Source organism: Dietzia sp. NPDC055343 (assembly GCF_053645265.1).
On the sequence record NZ_JBSHMJ010000006.1, the window covers coordinates 78,874 to 95,093 of the forward strand.

Below are 16,220 nucleotides of genomic sequence, written 5' to 3' on the forward strand. Positions count from 1 at the left end.
TCAGATCTCCTCTGCGTGGATGCCGGGCTCGTAGTCGGTGGCGACACGATTGAACGGGGCGGTGAGTTCGCGATAGAGGTCGATGGCCACCACGACGAAACCGAGGCCGGAGGCCACCGGGATGATCGACTTCCACCACCAGCTCGGAAGTGACAGTTCAGCCATCCCGGGTGGGGGGATCTCCGAGGTGACGAACGAGAACTGCATGGCGCGCGTTCCCGAGTACACCAGGAGCACGAGCCCGGCGAGGATGATGAGGTACGTGATCAGCAGCAGTACCTTGCGCACCGGCTCGGGGGTCTTCTCGAAAATGGTGACCACGGCGACGTGCGCGCCGGCGCGGTAGGCCGTGACCGTGCCGAAGAAGGCGAGGGTCATCATCAGGTACTGCTCGACCAGGCCGACGTTCCAGCCCAGCGGTGCGTCGAAGGCGGTCCGGGTGAACACCTCGAGCGCGGTGAGGGCGACGATGACGACGATCGCGACGCTGGCGATCACCGCGCAGAACGCGGAGATCCCGTTCTGGATGCGGTCGAGCCTCGGGTGGGTGTCGGTGAGGTAGCCGAACGGCGTCCGACGGGCGGGTGTGGACCCCTGGCGGGGGACGATGACCTCGGGTACCTGGTCGCTCATGATCGCTCGCTTCCGTGCTCGGACTCCGCACGGGCGAGTGCGGCGGTGAAGTCGTCGAGGACCCGGCGGGCGGGCAGACCGATGCTCTCCAGGTCCTTGACCCAGGACTCCCGGACGGGCGCGGCCAGCGCCTCCCAGTGGGGACGCTCGGCGTCCGTGACCTCGATCATCTGTACGCCCGCGTCGCGCATTGCCTGCTTAGACTCGTCCATCGACCGGTTGATCTCGCGGCACACGGAGTCCTGTGCGACCTCGGATGCTTCGGCGAGGACGGCCTGCTGCTCCGGGGTCATCTCGTTCCAGACCGTGTCGGAGACGGAGTAGGTGACCGTGAACGAGCCGAGGTTGGCACCGTCGGTGGAGTACTGGATGACCTCCTCGAGGCTGTACGGCGTGATGCTCAGTGGGCTCGCGAGGGTGCCTTCGACGGTGCCGCGGGAGATCGCCTCGTACATGTCACCCAGCGGCATCGAGACGCCGGCCGCGCCGGCTGCGTCCACCACGCGGTCGGCCGCGCCTCCGGTCGATCGCATGATCTTGCCGTGGAGAGCGTCGACGGAGTCGACGGGGAACGCGCCCGACATGGCTTCGTAGCCGGGGATATAGGCGACCCAGAGCGGGTGCACGTCCTGCGGCGCGAGCTCGGTCTCGAACAGCGTGGTCCCCGGCTGCATGATCTCGAGCATCGCGTCACCGCCGACGCACGAGTCCTGGGTGAAGCCGGGAAGGTCTCCCACGTTCGCCAGGGGGAGTTGCGTTCCCACGTACGCGGGGGAGACGGCTGCGATCTGGGCGATGCCGGTCCGCAGCACGGCGGGCATGTCCCGCTGCTTTCCGAGCTGGCCGGAGTCGAAGTACACGATCTCCATCCCGGCGGACGGCGCCGTGTCCCGGAGGATCTCCATGAAGTCGGTCGTGCCGCTGCGCCCGATGGGGTGGGTGGCGGCGAAACTGTCCGCGACCCTGATCTCCAGAGGCTCGGACGGGTTGTCGGGCTCGCCGGAACATGCCGTCGCGGCGATCGCCACGGATAGGCCGGCCGCGAGCGTCGACGCCGCGCGACGGGCTGTGGTCCGCCGGGCTGCACCGCGGATCGGACGAGGGGGGCGTCTCATGAGAATCCTTAACTAGGGAACTCACTACGCATATACGTAGCAACGGGACGCGGCTAGGATATGTCGTGACGTGAGTCACTGTCAATCCCGCTGGGCGGATGGCTCGATACGACGACGTGGGCACCACGCGCGAGGAGCGCGTTCGCCACCGGAGGAATTTCGACAGGCCAATGCCCCGGCTCGGGGCGTGCGGGCGGGGACTGCCAGCCGGGCTCCTGTCCGGGGTCAGTGCGCGGGCTCGAGCCCGTTCCGCATCCCCCACGCCACGGCCTGCGCCCGCGTGGTGACCCCGATTTTCCGGTAGGCCTCACGGATGTACGACTTCACGGTGTTGGGCGAGAGGTAGCGCGACCGGGCGATCTCCTCGTTGGAGTAGCCGCGCACGATCAGCGAGAGCATCTCGGCCTCGCGGGGGCTCAGGCCCACGCCTTCGGCGGGCCAGTGATCGCCGGCGACGCCGCCGTCCCACGCGCCGAGGTCCACCACGCGATGCCCGCCGGCGATCGACTCGATCCCCTCGACGAGTTCCTCGGCGGGGAGTGACTTGGCCAGGAAACCGCCGGCGCCCGCGGCGAGTGAGTCCGCCACGGCCCGCGGGTCGGTCATGAACGAGTAGACGGCCACGGCGCCCACGCGCGGGTCGGTCGCCAGCTCAGCCAGCTGCACCTGCCAGTCGAGCGGTGCGGCGAACGTGTCGAACAACGCCACGTCCACGACGAGGTCAGGATTTGTCCGGAGTTGGGTTTCCACGACCAGCACCCGGTCGGCGAACGGGGACAGCAGCGCGCGCACGCCGGCCACCACGATGTCGAAGTCGTCGATAACGCACACGCTGACCGGCATGGAGCAAAGGTAGCAGCGGGTGGCACACGAATTTGTCGGGGCCTGCAGTTTTCTCCCCGCCCGGCGGTGATCACACCCCTGGGGGTGTGCCGCGGGTCAGCGCCTCTGGCAGAAGGTTGATCTCGTAATGGAGGAGATGACCTGGATGACACTGCCGACGGGGATCCGCCGGATCGACGAACGATGGGAATGGGCAGATCACGGGCATTGTCAGGAGTTGCCGGATCTGTTCTACAACTCCGAGGACGAGCCCAAGCGGGTGCGCCGCCGGAAGGAGACCGCCGCCAAGAAGATCTGTGCCGGCTGCCCTGTCTTGGCCGAGTGTCGCGAGCATGCCGTGGCCAACGGTGAATTGTATGGCGTCTGGGGCGGCCTGACCGAGATCGAACGTCACCGCCTGGCTGGCCGGGCCCGCACCGGCTGAACCCGCAGCCGACGCGGCGGGCGCCGGCCCCGCGTCAGCGCACCGGGATCGCGACGAGCTTGGTCTCGAGGAACTCCTCGATTCCGGTCGTCCCGCCCTCGCGGCCCAGCCCCGACTGCTTGATGCCGCCGAACGGTGCCGCCGGGTTGGAGACCACGCCGACGTTGACGCCGACCATCCCCGCCTGTAGCCGCTCGGACATCGTCAACGCGCGGTCGAGGTTCTCGGTCATGACGTACGAGACCAGTCCGAACTCGGTGTCGTTGGCCAGTTCCACGGCCTCATCGTCGGTGTCGAAGGGGATCAATGCGGCGACGGGGCCGAAGATCTCGGTCGTCATCAGTTCGGACTCGGGCGAGACCCCGGTGATCACGGTGGGCGGGTAGAAGAACCCCGGCCCGTCTCCGCGATTACCGCCGGTTAGGACCTCGGCGCCCCGCGAGACGGCGTCGTCGACCAGCCCCTCGACCTTGGCGACGGCCTTCTCCTCGACCAGCGGGCCCACGTCCACGCCGTCCTCGACACCGTTGCCGACGGTGAGCGCGCCCATCTTCTCGGTGAGGCGCCGCCCGAACTCGTCGATCACCGAGCGGTGCACGAGGATCCGGTTGGCGGACGTGCACGCCTCGCCCATGTTGCGCATCTTGGCGGCCATGGCGGCGGTGACAGCGGTGTCCATGTCCGCGTCCTCGCACACGACGAACGGCGCGTTCCCGCCCAGCTCCATGGACGTGCGCAGCACCCCGCGTGCGCACTGTTCGAGCAGTGACCTGCCGACGGGGGTGGAGCCGGTGAAGGAGAGCTTGCGGGCGATGCCGGAGTCGATCCACGGCTCCACCACGTCGCCGGGGGAGGTCGTGCACACGACGTTGAGCACGCCGTCGGGCAGCCCGGCCTCACGCAGCAGATCGACCACGTACAGCGAGGTCAGGGGTGTGAGGTTGGCGGGCTTGAACACCATGGTGCAGCCGGCGGCGATCGCCGGCCCGATCTTGCGGGTGGCCATGGCCAGCGGGAAGTTCCACGGGGTGATGAGGATGCACGGCCCCACTGGCTCGGCGGTGACCACCAGCCGGGTGTTGCCGTCGGGGGAGCGGCGGGCGTCGCCGGGGATGCGGCAGGCCTCCTCGGAGAACCAGCGGAAGAACTCGGCGCCGTAGGTCACCTCGCCGCGCGCCTCGGCCAGCGGTTTTCCCATCTCGGTGGTCATGATCAGTGCGAGCTCGTCGGCGTGCTCGATGAGTAGTTCGTAGGCACGCCGGAGGATCTCGGCCCTCTCGCGCGCGGGCACGGCCGCCCAGCTCGCCTGGGTGCGACCGGCGGCCTGGATCGCCGCCGCGGCGTCGTCGGCACCGCCGTCGGCGAGGGTCGCCACGGGTTCGCCGGTGGCCGGGTTGTGCACCTCGAACGTGGCGCCGGTGGCGGCGTCGCGCCACTGGCCGTCCACGTGGATGCCGGTGCCGAGGGTGGCGATGAGATCGGCGACGGAGCGGGTCATGGCTGCCTCCTGGGGGTCGGGTCGGTCGGGTCGGGGTCGAGGAGTTCGAACAGGTGACGGCCGGTCCGGCGGCCGACGCGCGGGTCGCGCGCCGCGAGGTGGGCGACCTGGGTGGCGCACGAGAACCCGTCGGCCAGGACGGGGGCCTCGGGATCGGCACGAAGGGTGGGGGCCAGGGTCTGCTGCGCCACCGCGTCGGCGACGAACTCGTGCCCGGCGGTGAACCCAAAGTCCCCGGCGAGGCCGCAGCAGCCGGTGGCCTCGCGTACCGAGCCCACGCCGAGGGCGGTGAGGGTGGCGCGCTGGACCCGGTTGCCGAAGGTGGCGTACTCGTGGCAGTGGGTCTGCACCGTGACGCGGTCGGGCGGGGCGCCGCCGGGCCAGGCGGGGGCGCGGCCGGAGGCGGCCAGTACGCCCAGGTGCTCGGCGGCGGAGCGCACGCGCGCGGCCACGCGGCGGGCGAGCTCGGCGTCAGAGGTCTCCGCGAGGAGCCTGGGAAGGTCGCCGCGCAGGGCGGCGGCGCAGGAGGGTTCGACGACGACGACGGGGACCTCCTCCCCGTCCGGGCCGCGGATCCCGTCGAGGTGCCGCACGGTCTCGCTCAGGGTGCGGCGGGCGGCGTCCAGCCGTCCGGTGGTGATGTGGGTCAGCCCGCAGCAGTGGCCGGAGCTGCACGCGACGGACGTGTGCGAACCGCCGAGGACGCGGGCGGCCGCGCCGGCGACCGCGGGGCGCAGTCCCCGGGTGAAGGAGTCGAGGAAGAGCACCACCTCGGCCGAGGTGCGCGTGGCAGCGGCGGAGGCCGGCGTGGCGGCCCCGCGCCTGACTGCCCAGACGCTGTCGGGGGCCCGGGCCAGTTCGGTTCGCAGTTCGGCGGCGGAGGCGAAGCGGGGCAGCTCACGGTCGGCGGCGACCCCGCCCACCCGGGCGGCGGCGCGCCCGAGCCGCGTGGACATGACGGCGTTGAGCGGCCCGGCGATCCGGCCGGTCGCGCGCAGCCACACCGGCAGCAGGCCGAGGGAGTAGTGCACCCGGGGCCGGGGTCGCCCCCGGTAGCGGCGGTGCAGGGCCTCGGACTTGAAGGCTGCCATGTCCACACCGGTGGGGCAGTCCGACGAGCACGCCTTGCAGGCCAGGCACAACTCGAGTGATTCCTCGACCGCCGGGTCGTCGACGGGCAGGGTGCCGCGCACGACCTCCTGCAGGACGCGGGCGCGGCCCCGGGTGGAGTCCTTCTCATCGCCGGTGGCGCGGAACGACGGGCACATCACGCCGCCGGTGGAGGTGCGGCAGCGGCCCACCCCGATGCAGGCCTGGACCGGGTGGGCGCCCCCTGCGGAGGTGAGCAGGCCCAGGTCGCGCGGGGGGCGCCGGTCGGGGATGCCGTCCAGGGCCAGATCGACATCCAGTGGTCGGGTGGCGGTGAGCCCGCCCGGAGCGAGCAGCCCCGCGGGGTCCCACAGGCGCGCGAAGCGGTCGAACGCGCCGAGCATCTCGGGCGAGTACATGACCGGCAGCAGTTCGGAGCGGGCCCGGCCGTCGCCGTGCTCCCCGGAGAGCGAGCCGCCGTGGCGCACGGCGAGGCGGGCGGCGTCGGTGCAGAAGGCGCGGAAGACGGCCCGACCGGCGTCGCTCCTCAGATCGAAGGTGATGCGGATGTGCATGCAGCCGGCGCCGAAGTGTCCGTACATCACGCCGGTGAGTCCGTGCTGGTCCAGCAGTTCGCGGAACTCGGCGAGGTAGTCGGCCAGGCGCTCGGGCGGGACGGCCGAGTCCTCCCAGCCGGGCCACGACTCGATGGTCCGGCCGGTGACCGGGTCGGTGAGCCGCGAGCTGAGCCCGGCGCCGTCCTCGCGGACCCGCCACAGGTCGGCGCGGGCCACGGGGTCGGTCACGACGAGCGCCCGGATGGCGTGACCGGTCCGGACGAGTTGGTCGGCGAGTGCGGCCATCCGGGCCTCGAGCCCGCTGGCGGTGTCGGTGCCCGGGGTGGCAGCCTCGTCGTCGTCCAACTCGATGAACAGCCACGCGCGTCCGTCGGGGAGCTCGGCGACGGAGTCCGCGCCGCGCCGGGAGCGCATCGTCGCGACGATCACCTCGTCCACGCCCTCTACGGCTGTAGGGCGGTGCGGCAGGATGGCCGTCACGTCGCGCGCGGCGTCCACGACATCGGCGTATCCCACCACGAGCAGGCCGGTACGGGCGGCGCGCGGCACGATCCGCATACGCGCGGCGGTGACGATCGCGCAGGTGCCCTCCGACCCCACGAGCGCCCGGGCCACGTCGAAGCCCTCCTCGGGCAGGAGGTGCCGCAGGTGATAGCCAGACACCTGGCGGGGGATCCGGCCGAGCTCGGTGCGGATCGCGGCGAGGTGATCGGTGGCCAGGTCCCGGAGTTCGGTGGTGAGGTGTTCGGCGCGCGCGGTGGCGGCGGCATCGCGCGGGTCGGTGGCCTCGATGCCGCGCCGGGTGGCGGTCAGTCGCAGGCCGTCGGCGGTGACCAGGCGCAGCGCCTCCACGTGGTCGGCGGTCCGGCCGTGACGCACCGAGTGGTTCCCACACGCGTCGTTGCCGATCGCCCCGCCCAGGCAGGCCCGCGACTGGCTGGACGGGTCGGGGGCGAAGGTCAGGCGGCTGTCGGTGGCGGCGTGGACGGCGGCGCGCAGCTCGGTCAGGACGACGCCGGCCTCGGCGGTGACCACCCTGGCTGCCTCGTCCACCTCGCGCACGCGGTTCAGGTGCCGCGACAGGTCCAGCACGAGGCCGCTGCCGATCGCGTTGCCGGCCATCGACGTGCCGCCGCCCCGAGCGGTGGCCGGCACGCCGAACCGGTGACATGCCGCCAGCGCGGCGGCCACCTCCTCCTCGGTGCGGGGGAACACCACGGCCGCGGGGGCGACCCGGTAGTTGGAGGCGTCGTAGGAGTATTCGGCGATGCGGCGGGGGTCGGACTCGGGCGACAGGCCGGCGGCGGTGAGCGCCTCGATCAGCGCGTCGCGGCGGGCCCCCACCGTCGCGGTCACGACCGGCCCACGACCCGGTGGACGGCGCGGGTCAGGCGCTCGACGCCCGCGTCGACCTCGTCGGCGGTCACGACCAGGGCCGGGATGACGCGCACGATCGAGCCGGTCGGGCCGCAGGTCAGGGTGAGCAGGTCCTCGTCGATGCAGGCCTGCTGCACGGCGCCGGCCAGGCGGGCGCCCTCGAGCGCGCCGGGGCTGCCTGCGGGCGCGGCTGCGTCACCGAACTCGACGGCCAGCATGAGTCCGGTACCGCGGATGTCGCAGATCTCGCTCACGTCGCCGAGATTACGCCGAAGCCCGTCGAGAAGTTGCGTTCCGCGCTCGGCGGCACCCGCCACCAGTCCCTCGCGCTCGATGACGCCCAACGTCGCGACGGCCGCCGCGGCCGCGACCGCGTTGCCGCCGTAGGTGCCGCCCTGCGACCCGGGCCAGGCCTTGGCCATGATCTCCTCCGGCGCGGCGATGGCCGAGATGGGAAAACCCGAGGCGATGCCCTTGGCGGTGATGAGGACGTCCGGCACCAGTCCCTCGGTGTGCTGGTGGCCCCAGAACCGGCCCGTGCGCCCGACGCCGGCCTGCACCTCGTCGAGCACGAGCAGCGCGCCGTGCGCGGTGGCGCGCTCGCGCAGCCCCTGCAGGTAGCGCTGCGGGACGGCCATGTAGCCGCCGTCGCCGAGCACCGGCTCGATCACGATCCCCGCCAGCTCGCGCGGGTCGATGCGGGTGGCGAGCAGGAAGTCGAACTCGGCCAGCGCGTAGTCCACGGCCTCGTCCTCGCTCATCTTCAGTCGCAGCGCATCGGGGTAGGGGGTCTGCGCGACGCCGGCCATGAGCGGGCCGAACCCGGCGGAGAACTTGGTGCCGGCGGTGGTCAGGCTCGCGGCGGCGACGGTGCGCCCGTGGAAGCCGCGCTGCACGGTGACGATGTACTGCCGGCCGGTGGCCATGCGCGCCAGGCGCACGGCGGCCTCGACCGCTTCCGAGCCGGAGTTGGCGTAGAACACCGAGTCGATACCCGATGGCAGGTGCTCACCCAGCTTCTCTGTGAGCTCGAGAAGCGGCTGGTGCATGACGGTCGTGTACTGCGCGTGGATGATCTTCGCGCACTGCGCCTGCGCGGCCGCCACCACGTCGGGGTGGCAGTGGCCGGTCGAGGTCACGCCGATGCCGGTCGTGAAGTCGAGGTAGTCGCGGCCGTCGGTGCCGTGGATCCACGAGCCCAGGGCTTGGTCCACCACGACGGGCGTGGCCTGCTTGAGGACGGGGGACAGGTGCGCGGTCATGCGGTCAGTGTGTGACCGGTCGGGGCGATTGTCAACAATCCGACAACGCCGGATTCCGGCGGGTTACGGTGGTGGCATGACGCAGGAGAAGCCGACCGTCGTACTGCTCACCGCCGACGGCGTCCCCGAGCCCGCCGACCTCGCCACGGTGCGCGATCTCGCCGACGTCCGGGTCTGCACCGCCGGCACTCTCGCCGAGGCCCTGCCGGGCGCCGAGATCCTTCTCGTCTGGGACATCTTCTCCGGCGCGCTGGCCGACGCCTGGCACGCCGCCGACTCGCTGCGCTGGATCCACGTGGCCGCCGCGGGTGTCGACGCCCTGCTCTTCGACGAGCTCCGCGAGTCGGACGTGCTGGTCACCAACGCGAGCGGGGTGTTCGACGGCCCCATCGCCGAGTACGTGCTGGCGTGCGTGCTGGCCCACGACAAGCGCCTGCACGAGACCGAGGCCTTCCAGCGCGCCGGGAGGTGGCGTCACCGCGAGACCCTCCGGGTGGCCGGCCGCCGCGCCCTGGTCGTGGGGACCGGCGGGATCGGGCGGGCCACCGCGCGCCTGCTCCGCGCGGTCGGGCTCGAGGTCCACGGCGCGGGACGACGACGACGGGACAGCGACGAGGACTTCGGCCACGTCGTGGATTCCGCGGACCTGGCCGCGCACCTGCGCGAGGTCGACCATCTCGTCATGGTCGCGCCGCTGACGGAGGCCACCCGGGGGATGCTCGGTGCGCAGGAGCTGGCGGCCCTGCCCGACGGCGCCCACGTGATCAACGTCGGACGCGGAGAACTCGTCGATCAGGATGCGCTGACCGCCGAGCTCGCGACGGGCCGACTGTCGGCGCACCTGGACGTCGTCGTCGTCGAACCTCTTCCAGGTGGTGACCCACTCTGGGCCCTCGGGGGCGCGCACATCAGCCCCCACATGTCCGGCGACGTGGAGGGCTGGCGCGACACACTCTCCGCGCAATTCGTCGACCACCTGCGGACATGGCTGGGCGGTGACGAACCGGCGCCAGCGGTCGACAAAGGTCGAGGATACGTCAGCAGCTGAGTGGTTGTCCAAGGTCACAGGGTCTTCTACGGTCGGGCTCATAGGCGCGTGAACCATCCGTGCCCCCGACCGAGAGGAGAACAATGACCCTGGCCGTCGATGACTACATCACCCGAGTGAGCGGTGCCCCGGTGATCGTCGACCGACCGGACCCGGTGGTGTGGTCCGACCTGGACGATCCCGAGATCCGGGACTTCGCCGACCGCGGGTACATCCAGCGCGAGGGCGCGATCGACGATGCCCGGATCGACGCCTGCCTCGAGGAACTGCAGCGGATCGGCCACCATCCGGACATGGCCGACGACCCGCGGATCATCCGCGAGGCCGGCAGCGAGGCCGTCCGCTCGATCTTCGATGTGCACCTGCTCAGCGACGTCGTGTGGGAGGCCGTCGAGAGCTCCGGCGCGATCGAGCTGGCACGCGAGATCCTAGGCTCGGACGTGTACGTGCACCAGAGCCGACTCAACTACAAGCCCGGTTTCGCCGGCGGCGCGTTCTACTGGCACTCGGACTTCGAGACCTGGCACGCCGAGGACGGCATGCCGCGGCCGCGCGCCTGCAGCGCCTCGATCGCGCTCACGCCCAACCGCACCTACAACGGGCCGCTCATGATCATGCCCGGCACCCAGAAGTACTTCGTGCAGTGCGCGGGCGAGACGCCGGACGACTACTTCAAGGAGTCCCTGGTCTCGACGGCGCCGAAGGTCGGGGTGCCCTCGGAGGAGCACATCTCCGAGCTGTACCGGCGGCACGGCCTCGACGTGCTCACCGGCGACGCGGGGTCGATGACCGTGTTCGACTGCAACGCGCTGCACGCCTCCGGCGGGAACATCACGCCCATGCCGCGGGCCAACGTGTTCATCGTGTTCAACAGCGTCGACAACGCGCTGGCCGAGCCGTACGCGGGCACCCCGCGGCGCCCGGACTTCCTCGCACGCCGACCCTGACCGGGCGACCGACCGGTCACGCGGCGGACAGGCCCATAAGGTCTGCCGCCTCGGCGAACGCGTCGACGAACGCCCGCAGCTGGCGCCGCCTCGTATCGCGTTCCCGGAAGGTGACCGACACCGTGCGGGTGGGGGATTCGACGAGCGGCAGCACGTCCACGCCCTCGGGTGTGGTGACCAGTCCCAGGTCGGAGGCGATCGTCACGCCGAGGCCGGCGGCGACCAACGCGAGGGCGGTGGACTGCTCGCCGGCCTCGTGGCGGACCTCCGGATCGAAGCCGGCCTCGCGGCAGGCTATCCGGACCGCCCGGCCGAAATGCGATCGCGGGTGCGCGATCACCCAGGGCGCGCCCGCGAGGTCGGTCAGCGACACCTCGCCGGCCGGGATCGACCCCCGCGGCACCACCGCGCGCAGGGACTCGACCGCGACGGGCAGGCGGGCCAGGTCGGGAACCCGCGCCATCGGATAACTCGAGTAGTCGAGGACGAAGGACAGGTCGAGCGAGCCGTCCCGGACCGCGCCGGTGGTGTCCTCGGGTGCCAGCTCGCGGGTGCGGACGCTGATCTGCGGGTGGTCGCGGCCGAGGACCCGCAGGCCCGCGGGCAGCAGTGCCGTGGCCACCGACGCCCACACCCCGGCCGTCAGCGTGGTGGCACCGCCCTCGCGGGCCGACTCCATGGCGTGGCCCGCGTCCTCGACGGCCGCCAGGATCGTGCGGGCGTGCCCGGCCAGGACCAGCCCGGCCTCGGTCAGCACCAGCCCCCGGCCCCGCCGCTCGAACAACGGCGTGCCCGCCTCCCGTTCCAGCAACGAGAGTTGCTGGGACACCGCCGAGACCGTGTAGTCCAGCGCGGACGCGACGGCCGTGACGGTGCCGCGCCGCTCCAGCTCGTGGAGCAACCGCAGGCGGTGCAGGGACGGCTCCATGGGCCAGAGCGTAGGAGGGGGAGCGACATCGTGCAGGAAAAGTGAACGGTGGACTCCATGAATCCTCGCTGGACCGGTCGGTAGAGGGCTCTCATGCTGGGGGTACGCCACCGGATAGGCCGGTCGGCGCGGTCGCCGCCCACGGGGCGGACACCACAGCGAGGAGGCGAGCATCATGACGTCGATCGAGATTCCCGGCAGGGCAGGCATTCCGGCGGCGGCACCGGGCGCCTCCGGCACTCCCACCTCGCCCTCGCAGGCGCCCGGTCGGGCGACCCGCGAGCCGTACCTGCGCCTGCACTGGGAGGACGACCTCACCGACGCGCGCGGCTACCTCGTGGTGGACACGCTCGTCGGGGGACTGGCGACCGGCGGAACCCGCATGCGGGCCGGCTGCACCATGGGGGAGGTGGAGGACCTCGCCCGCGGCATGACCCGAAAGACCGCGGCGTTCGATCTGCCCGTGGGCGGCGCGAAGGGCGGGATCGACTTCGACCCCAAGGACCCCCGCGCCGTGGAGGTGCTGGCGCGCTTCTGCGAGGCCATGCACCCGTTCCTCGACCGGCATTGGGTGACCGCCGAGGACCTGGGCGTGACCCAGCAGCTCATCGACGAGGTCTTCGCCCGACTCGGCATGCGCCAGTCGTACCACGCGGCCATCGAGCGTTCGTCGAACTGCGCGGACACCACCGAGCGCATCTACCGCGGCCTCAACGCTCAGGTGCCGGGCGGCCTGCTCGGCGACGTGATCGGCGGGTACGGGGTCGCGCAGGCATGCCTGGCCGCCGCGAGCGTGCGCGGCTGGGACATCGAGCGCACCTCGGTGGCGGTCCAGGGCGTGGGCACCATGGGCGGCGCCGCCGCCTGGTACCTGCACGAGGCCGGGATGAGGGTGGTGGCACTCGCCGACGCCGGTGGCACCCTTTACGACCCGGCGGGGCTCGATGTCCACGCGTTGCTGGCCACCCGCGATCGCTACGGCGAGATCGACCGCGACGCCGTCCCCGCCCGCGTGCAGCGACTGGACCGCGACGCGATCCTCGGCATGGACGTCGACGTCCTGGTCCCCGCCGCCGTCTCGTACGCGATCACGGCCGAGAACTGCGCCCGGGTGACGGCCCCGGTGATCGTCGAGGCCGCCAATGCCGCCACGACGGCGGATGCCGAGCTCGACCTCACCGCCCGCGGGATCGCGGTGGTGCCCGACTTCGTGGCCAACGCGGGCGCCGTGGCGTGGGCGTGGTGGCTCATCCTCGGCGAGGTCGACGAGCGGGCCGAGACCTCGTTCCTGCGACTGGGGCGGGCCATGACGACGAAGGTCGCCGACCTCATGAGCGACTGGACCCCGTCCGACGGTCCGTTGCGGTGGGCGGCCGACGTCTCCGACAGGGTGCGGGACGTCCCCGCGGTGGTGGTGCCCTGACGCCCGCGAGGGCGCCGCGTCAGTCCCGGGCGGGCTCGCGAGCCCCGTAGCCGAGCGCCTCGTTGATGCGCCGCTCCCACGGTAGCCAGACGTGAGAGCGGCGCATCCCCTCGCGGATTTCCGGGGGCGGCCCCTCGAACAGGAACGCGCCCTCCTCGCGGCCGAGGAGCTGCCGGACCTCGGGATGCGCATGGGCCGCGCGGATGACGTTGAGCAACGTGTCCTCGTCCACGTCGAAGTTGAGCAGACTGATGGGATTCGCCCGTTCCCCGACGCGAAACGGGCCCTCGGGGATCGTGGCCTCGTCGGTGGTGGTGAAGACGATCTCGGCGCGCTTTCCGATCCCGAACGGCCGCATCGCGCTCGGGCCGCGGTGGACGTTCACCTCGAGGATCGAGCCCCAGGGGATCAGTGCGACCAACGAGTCGTTCTGGCCGGCGAGCCCGCGCGGCGAGAACTCCAGGCGTCGCCCCAGCGGCACCTTCGCCAGCATCCAGAAGGTGTAGACGATCAGAAAGATGTTGAGGGCCACAAAGGCGGGGTACTGCCGGTGGTGCGAGATGTGTATGGCGCCCACCCTGTCGGCTGTGATGGCCCCGATGCCGAGCATCACGAACCCGAGAACGGCCATGCCGCCAGCGGTCCACGGCGTCCAGTCCCCGCGGGCGCTGACGTGTGTGATGCCGTCCGTGACGCTCACGCGCCCCCGTCGGACAGGGATCGCACCGGAGCGGCCGACATAGGCGAGGGCACCGCCGCAGAACAGAATGAACACGCCGGCCAGGGCGACGATGACGCTCGGGTGCGTGGAGGACCAACTGATGTTGAAGACCGTCCAGGCGAGCGTGGCGGCTGCCCCTACCCCGGCGAGCACAGCGGCGACCAGTGCGGCCGGGTCGGTGCGGTCGTAGAAGTGTCGGCGCCACTCCAGTGGCGCGGCATCGTTCTCCTGCCGAGGCTCGGGTGTGCTCACCATCCGAAGCCCTCCTTTCCGTCAGCACGTTCTCGTTCGATGTGGTTCCGCAGGGCGGCGGTGGCCGCGGGGCCGGCCAGCAGCCTGACGCCGGCCCCGAGCGCGAATCCGAGCGCGGTACCGGGGCCGGGCAGGACGCTTCCGGCGGCCGCCCCGGCCAGCGCGGACGCCGCCACCCCGGCGCTCTCGATGGCGAGCGCCTCCCCGAGGGACTCGTGCTCCGGTCTCGTGGCGAGCCCGATCGCCAGTCCCAGGCCGGTGCCGAGCACCGGGAGGCTTCGGGTGACCGCGCTCGCGGCGTCCATCACCTCGGCTGTCGAGTCCAGGGCGTCTAGGCTTCCGGAGATGGCCGCGCCGGCGGCCACGGTCCGGGGGTCTATCTCGATCAGCTCGGGCTCATAGGGGTAGGAGACGTACGACTCGGTCATGGACAAGAGGTTCAGCGCGTTGGCCGCCGCGAGGTCGAGGTCCTCCAACGCGCGCAGGAGCGGCAGGATCCGGCTCTCGATCGCCGAGGCGTCGGCCTCACCGCGCTGGTGCGCACGGGCCACCTCCGGGTCGGAGGGATCCCCGATGAGCAGCGGACCCCGCACCGTGCCGTCGTCCGCCACCCGGCACTGCGCTGCGGCGGCCTCGTCGACGGCGTCCAGCAGTCGACTCCGCAGGCCCGGGGCCCGGGCGCAGAAATCGGAGAGGGCCCGGACCGCGTTCTCGGCTTTCCTGGCGACGATGGTGATGTCCCGCGTGATTTCGGCGCAGCTCCCGGCGGAGGCGGAGACGGTATCGCCCGCGGAACCGTCGAGGTGCGCGTCCGCGGCCGAGCGCACGGCCATCGCCGAATCGAGGAACGATTCCGCGTCGGAGCGCAGGTCGTCGACCCGGGCGGACACCGTGTCGAGATCCCAGGACATGACGTCCGGCACCGTCAGGCTCATCGCGGCGGCCCCACGAGTCCGAGGGCCGCGGTGGTGGCCCATTCCTGGTCCTCGAGGACGCCCGCCGCGGTGACGAGCGCGTCGATCTCGGTATCGAACCGCGTGGCGATGTTCTCCTGGAACTCCAGGATGTCGAGGGAAACCGCACCGTGGCACTCGGCGATGAGCGAACCGCGCAGGGCCGCCCCGATGGTGGTGAGCGCACCGGCCGGGGTCAATCCGCCGGTGCGTTGTTCCTCGTCGCCGAGGATTCGCGACAGGTGACGCAGACGCGCGGGATCGACGTCGATGATGTCAGCCATGGGCCCTCCGGGGTGATGAATGTTCGTCACCAGGTCTGACGGGCCGGGCCGCCCATCTGGTTCCTCCGGAAGGAAAGATCGCCGGAGCTAGGCCTCCGCGGCGCCGCCGTTCGCGCTCTCGCCGCCGCCGTTGCCGTTGCCAATCGCCGAATGCAGACTCACCCGTCGCGGGGAGTCGTCGGTACCCAGCAGCAGGTCGATGGTCAGCCCGAGGCGGTTACTTACGTCCGCGGCCGTCGACCGGCGGGTCAGCCACGCGACCAGGTTCGACATCCACACGTCGGAGATCACGCGCGCGATCGACAGTTGCACCTCGTCGGGCGTGCCCTCGGCGATGGCGCGGGCGATGATCCGGTCCATGAGGAAGCCCACCTCCTCGACCTCGTTGGCCACGGAGGCGTCGGCGAACATGAATGCCCGGGTCATGGCCTCGGTGAGGTTGGGATCGCGCTGCATGGCCTTGGTGATCCCGCCCACCACGACCTTCATCCGCTCCTGCGCGGTGTCGCCGGGCGGGGAGGTGCGCTCGGTGCGCTGGTCGAGGCGGCGGAACTCGCGGGCCAGCGCCGAGACGAGCAGGTGCACCTTGGAGGGGAAGTAGCGGTAGAGGGTGCCCACCGCGACCTCGGCCTTCTCCGCGACCGCACGCATCTGCACGGCCTCGTAGCCGCCCTTCGCCGCCAGGGCCAGGGTCGCGTCGAGGATCCGCCGCCGGCGTTCGCGCTGGGACGAGGTGCTGGGCTCATCGGACCGGACGGCGGTGTCGGAGGCGCTACTGCCGGAACCGGTCCCGGTCGAGATCTTGGTCATGGGGCGAACCTTCTGCGCTGGGCGGATCTGGGACC

General features: G+C 71.7%; 15 protein-coding genes. 4 read left to right on the forward strand and 11 right to left on the reverse strand.

Going from position 1 to position 16,220, the window contains the following annotated elements:
* The 3 genes from ACWIE7_RS04800 to ACWIE7_RS04810 form a co-directional block, all read right to left on the reverse strand.
* The gene (locus ACWIE7_RS04800; RefSeq protein ID WP_454056999.1) at nucleotides 1-633 is read right to left on the reverse strand and encodes a TRAP transporter small permease; all 633 of its coding nucleotides are present in this window, start codon (nucleotides 631-633) and stop codon (nucleotides 1-3) included.
* On the reverse strand, nucleotides 630-1,748 hold the full coding sequence (gene dctP, locus ACWIE7_RS04805; RefSeq protein WP_452099636.1) for a TRAP transporter substrate-binding protein DctP: 1,119 nt from the start codon (nucleotides 1,746-1,748) through the stop codon (nucleotides 630-632). Before dctP ends, ACWIE7_RS04800 begins: the two co-directional genes overlap by 4 nt.
* A 225-nt stretch (nucleotides 1,749-1,973) precedes the next feature.
* On the reverse strand, nucleotides 1,974-2,591 hold the full coding sequence (locus ACWIE7_RS04810) for a LuxR C-terminal-related transcriptional regulator (RefSeq protein WP_454068687.1): 618 nt from the start codon (nucleotides 2,589-2,591) through the stop codon (nucleotides 1,974-1,976).
* A gap of 145 nt (nucleotides 2,592-2,736) precedes the next feature.
* Between ACWIE7_RS04810 and ACWIE7_RS04815 the strand changes: the two genes are divergently transcribed.
* Nucleotides 2,737-3,015, forward strand: coding sequence for a WhiB family transcriptional regulator (locus tag ACWIE7_RS04815; RefSeq protein WP_454068688.1), 279 nt, complete (start codon nucleotides 2,737-2,739; stop codon nucleotides 3,013-3,015).
* A 34-nt stretch (nucleotides 3,016-3,049) separates the two neighbouring features.
* On the opposite strand, the gene ACWIE7_RS04820 is transcribed toward ACWIE7_RS04815, so the two are convergent.
* From ACWIE7_RS04820 to ACWIE7_RS04830, 3 genes are read right to left on the reverse strand one after another with little or no spacing between them, the layout of a single operon-like run.
* Nucleotides 3,050-4,513, reverse strand: coding sequence for an NAD-dependent succinate-semialdehyde dehydrogenase (locus tag ACWIE7_RS04820; protein ID WP_454068689.1), 1,464 nt, complete (start codon nucleotides 4,511-4,513; stop codon nucleotides 3,050-3,052).
* Nucleotides 4,510-7,536: an FAD-binding and (Fe-S)-binding domain-containing protein gene (locus ACWIE7_RS04825; RefSeq protein WP_454068690.1), complete on the reverse strand. Its 3,027-nt coding sequence runs from the start codon at nucleotides 7,534-7,536 to the stop codon at nucleotides 4,510-4,512. Before ACWIE7_RS04825 ends, ACWIE7_RS04820 begins: the two co-directional genes overlap by 4 nt.
* Entirely contained in the window at nucleotides 7,533-8,819 is a 1,287-nt protein-coding gene (locus ACWIE7_RS04830; RefSeq protein WP_454068691.1) for an aspartate aminotransferase family protein, read from the reverse strand. The genes ACWIE7_RS04825 and ACWIE7_RS04830 overlap by 4 nt, the downstream gene beginning before the upstream one ends.
* A 76-nt stretch (nucleotides 8,820-8,895) precedes the next feature.
* On the opposite strand from ACWIE7_RS04830, the gene ACWIE7_RS04835 reads away from it, so the two are divergent.
* Both ACWIE7_RS04835 and thpD read left to right on the forward strand, forming a co-directional pair.
* On the forward strand, nucleotides 8,896-9,867 hold the full coding sequence (locus tag ACWIE7_RS04835; RefSeq protein ID WP_452099630.1) for a D-2-hydroxyacid dehydrogenase: 972 nt from the start codon (nucleotides 8,896-8,898) through the stop codon (nucleotides 9,865-9,867).
* Between the two features lie 83 nt (nucleotides 9,868-9,950).
* The gene (gene thpD / locus ACWIE7_RS04840) at nucleotides 9,951-10,814 is read left to right on the forward strand and encodes an ectoine hydroxylase (RefSeq protein WP_454057007.1); all 864 of its coding nucleotides are present in this window, start codon (nucleotides 9,951-9,953) and stop codon (nucleotides 10,812-10,814) included.
* 16 nt (nucleotides 10,815-10,830) lie between these two features.
* Here thpD and ACWIE7_RS04845 read toward each other — a convergent pair whose 3' ends face one another.
* Nucleotides 10,831-11,742: a LysR substrate-binding domain-containing protein gene (locus ACWIE7_RS04845; protein ID WP_452099627.1), complete on the reverse strand. Its 912-nt coding sequence runs from the start codon at nucleotides 11,740-11,742 to the stop codon at nucleotides 10,831-10,833.
* A gap of 175 nt (nucleotides 11,743-11,917) precedes the next feature.
* Here ACWIE7_RS04845 and ACWIE7_RS04850 point away from each other — a divergent pair, with 175 nt between their 5' ends.
* Nucleotides 11,918-13,165 (forward strand): Glu/Leu/Phe/Val dehydrogenase dimerization domain-containing protein, encoded by a 1,248-nt coding sequence (locus tag ACWIE7_RS04850; RefSeq protein WP_454068692.1) that lies wholly within the window; start codon nucleotides 11,918-11,920, stop codon nucleotides 13,163-13,165.
* 19 nt (nucleotides 13,166-13,184) lie between these two features.
* Here the strand turns inward: ACWIE7_RS04850 and ACWIE7_RS04855 are convergent, their stop codons facing one another.
* From ACWIE7_RS04855 to kstR, 4 genes are all read right to left on the reverse strand, one after another.
* Entirely contained in the window at nucleotides 13,185-14,138 is a 954-nt protein-coding gene (locus ACWIE7_RS04855; protein ID WP_454068693.1) for a hypothetical protein, read from the reverse strand.
* The gene (locus ACWIE7_RS04860; protein ID WP_454057011.1) at nucleotides 14,135-15,073 is read right to left on the reverse strand and encodes a hypothetical protein; all 939 of its coding nucleotides are present in this window, start codon (nucleotides 15,071-15,073) and stop codon (nucleotides 14,135-14,137) included. Before ACWIE7_RS04860 ends, ACWIE7_RS04855 begins: the two co-directional genes overlap by 4 nt.
* Nucleotides 15,070-15,375: a hypothetical protein gene (locus ACWIE7_RS04865; protein ID WP_454057012.1), complete on the reverse strand. Its 306-nt coding sequence runs from the start codon at nucleotides 15,373-15,375 to the stop codon at nucleotides 15,070-15,072. Before ACWIE7_RS04865 ends, ACWIE7_RS04860 begins: the two co-directional genes overlap by 4 nt.
* Before the next feature lie 87 nt (nucleotides 15,376-15,462).
* Complete coding sequence (gene kstR, locus ACWIE7_RS04870) at nucleotides 15,463-16,185, reverse strand: cholesterol catabolism transcriptional regulator KstR (RefSeq protein WP_454068694.1); 723 nt, start codon at nucleotides 16,183-16,185, stop codon at nucleotides 15,463-15,465.
* Nucleotides 16,186-16,220 lie beyond the last annotated feature (35 nt).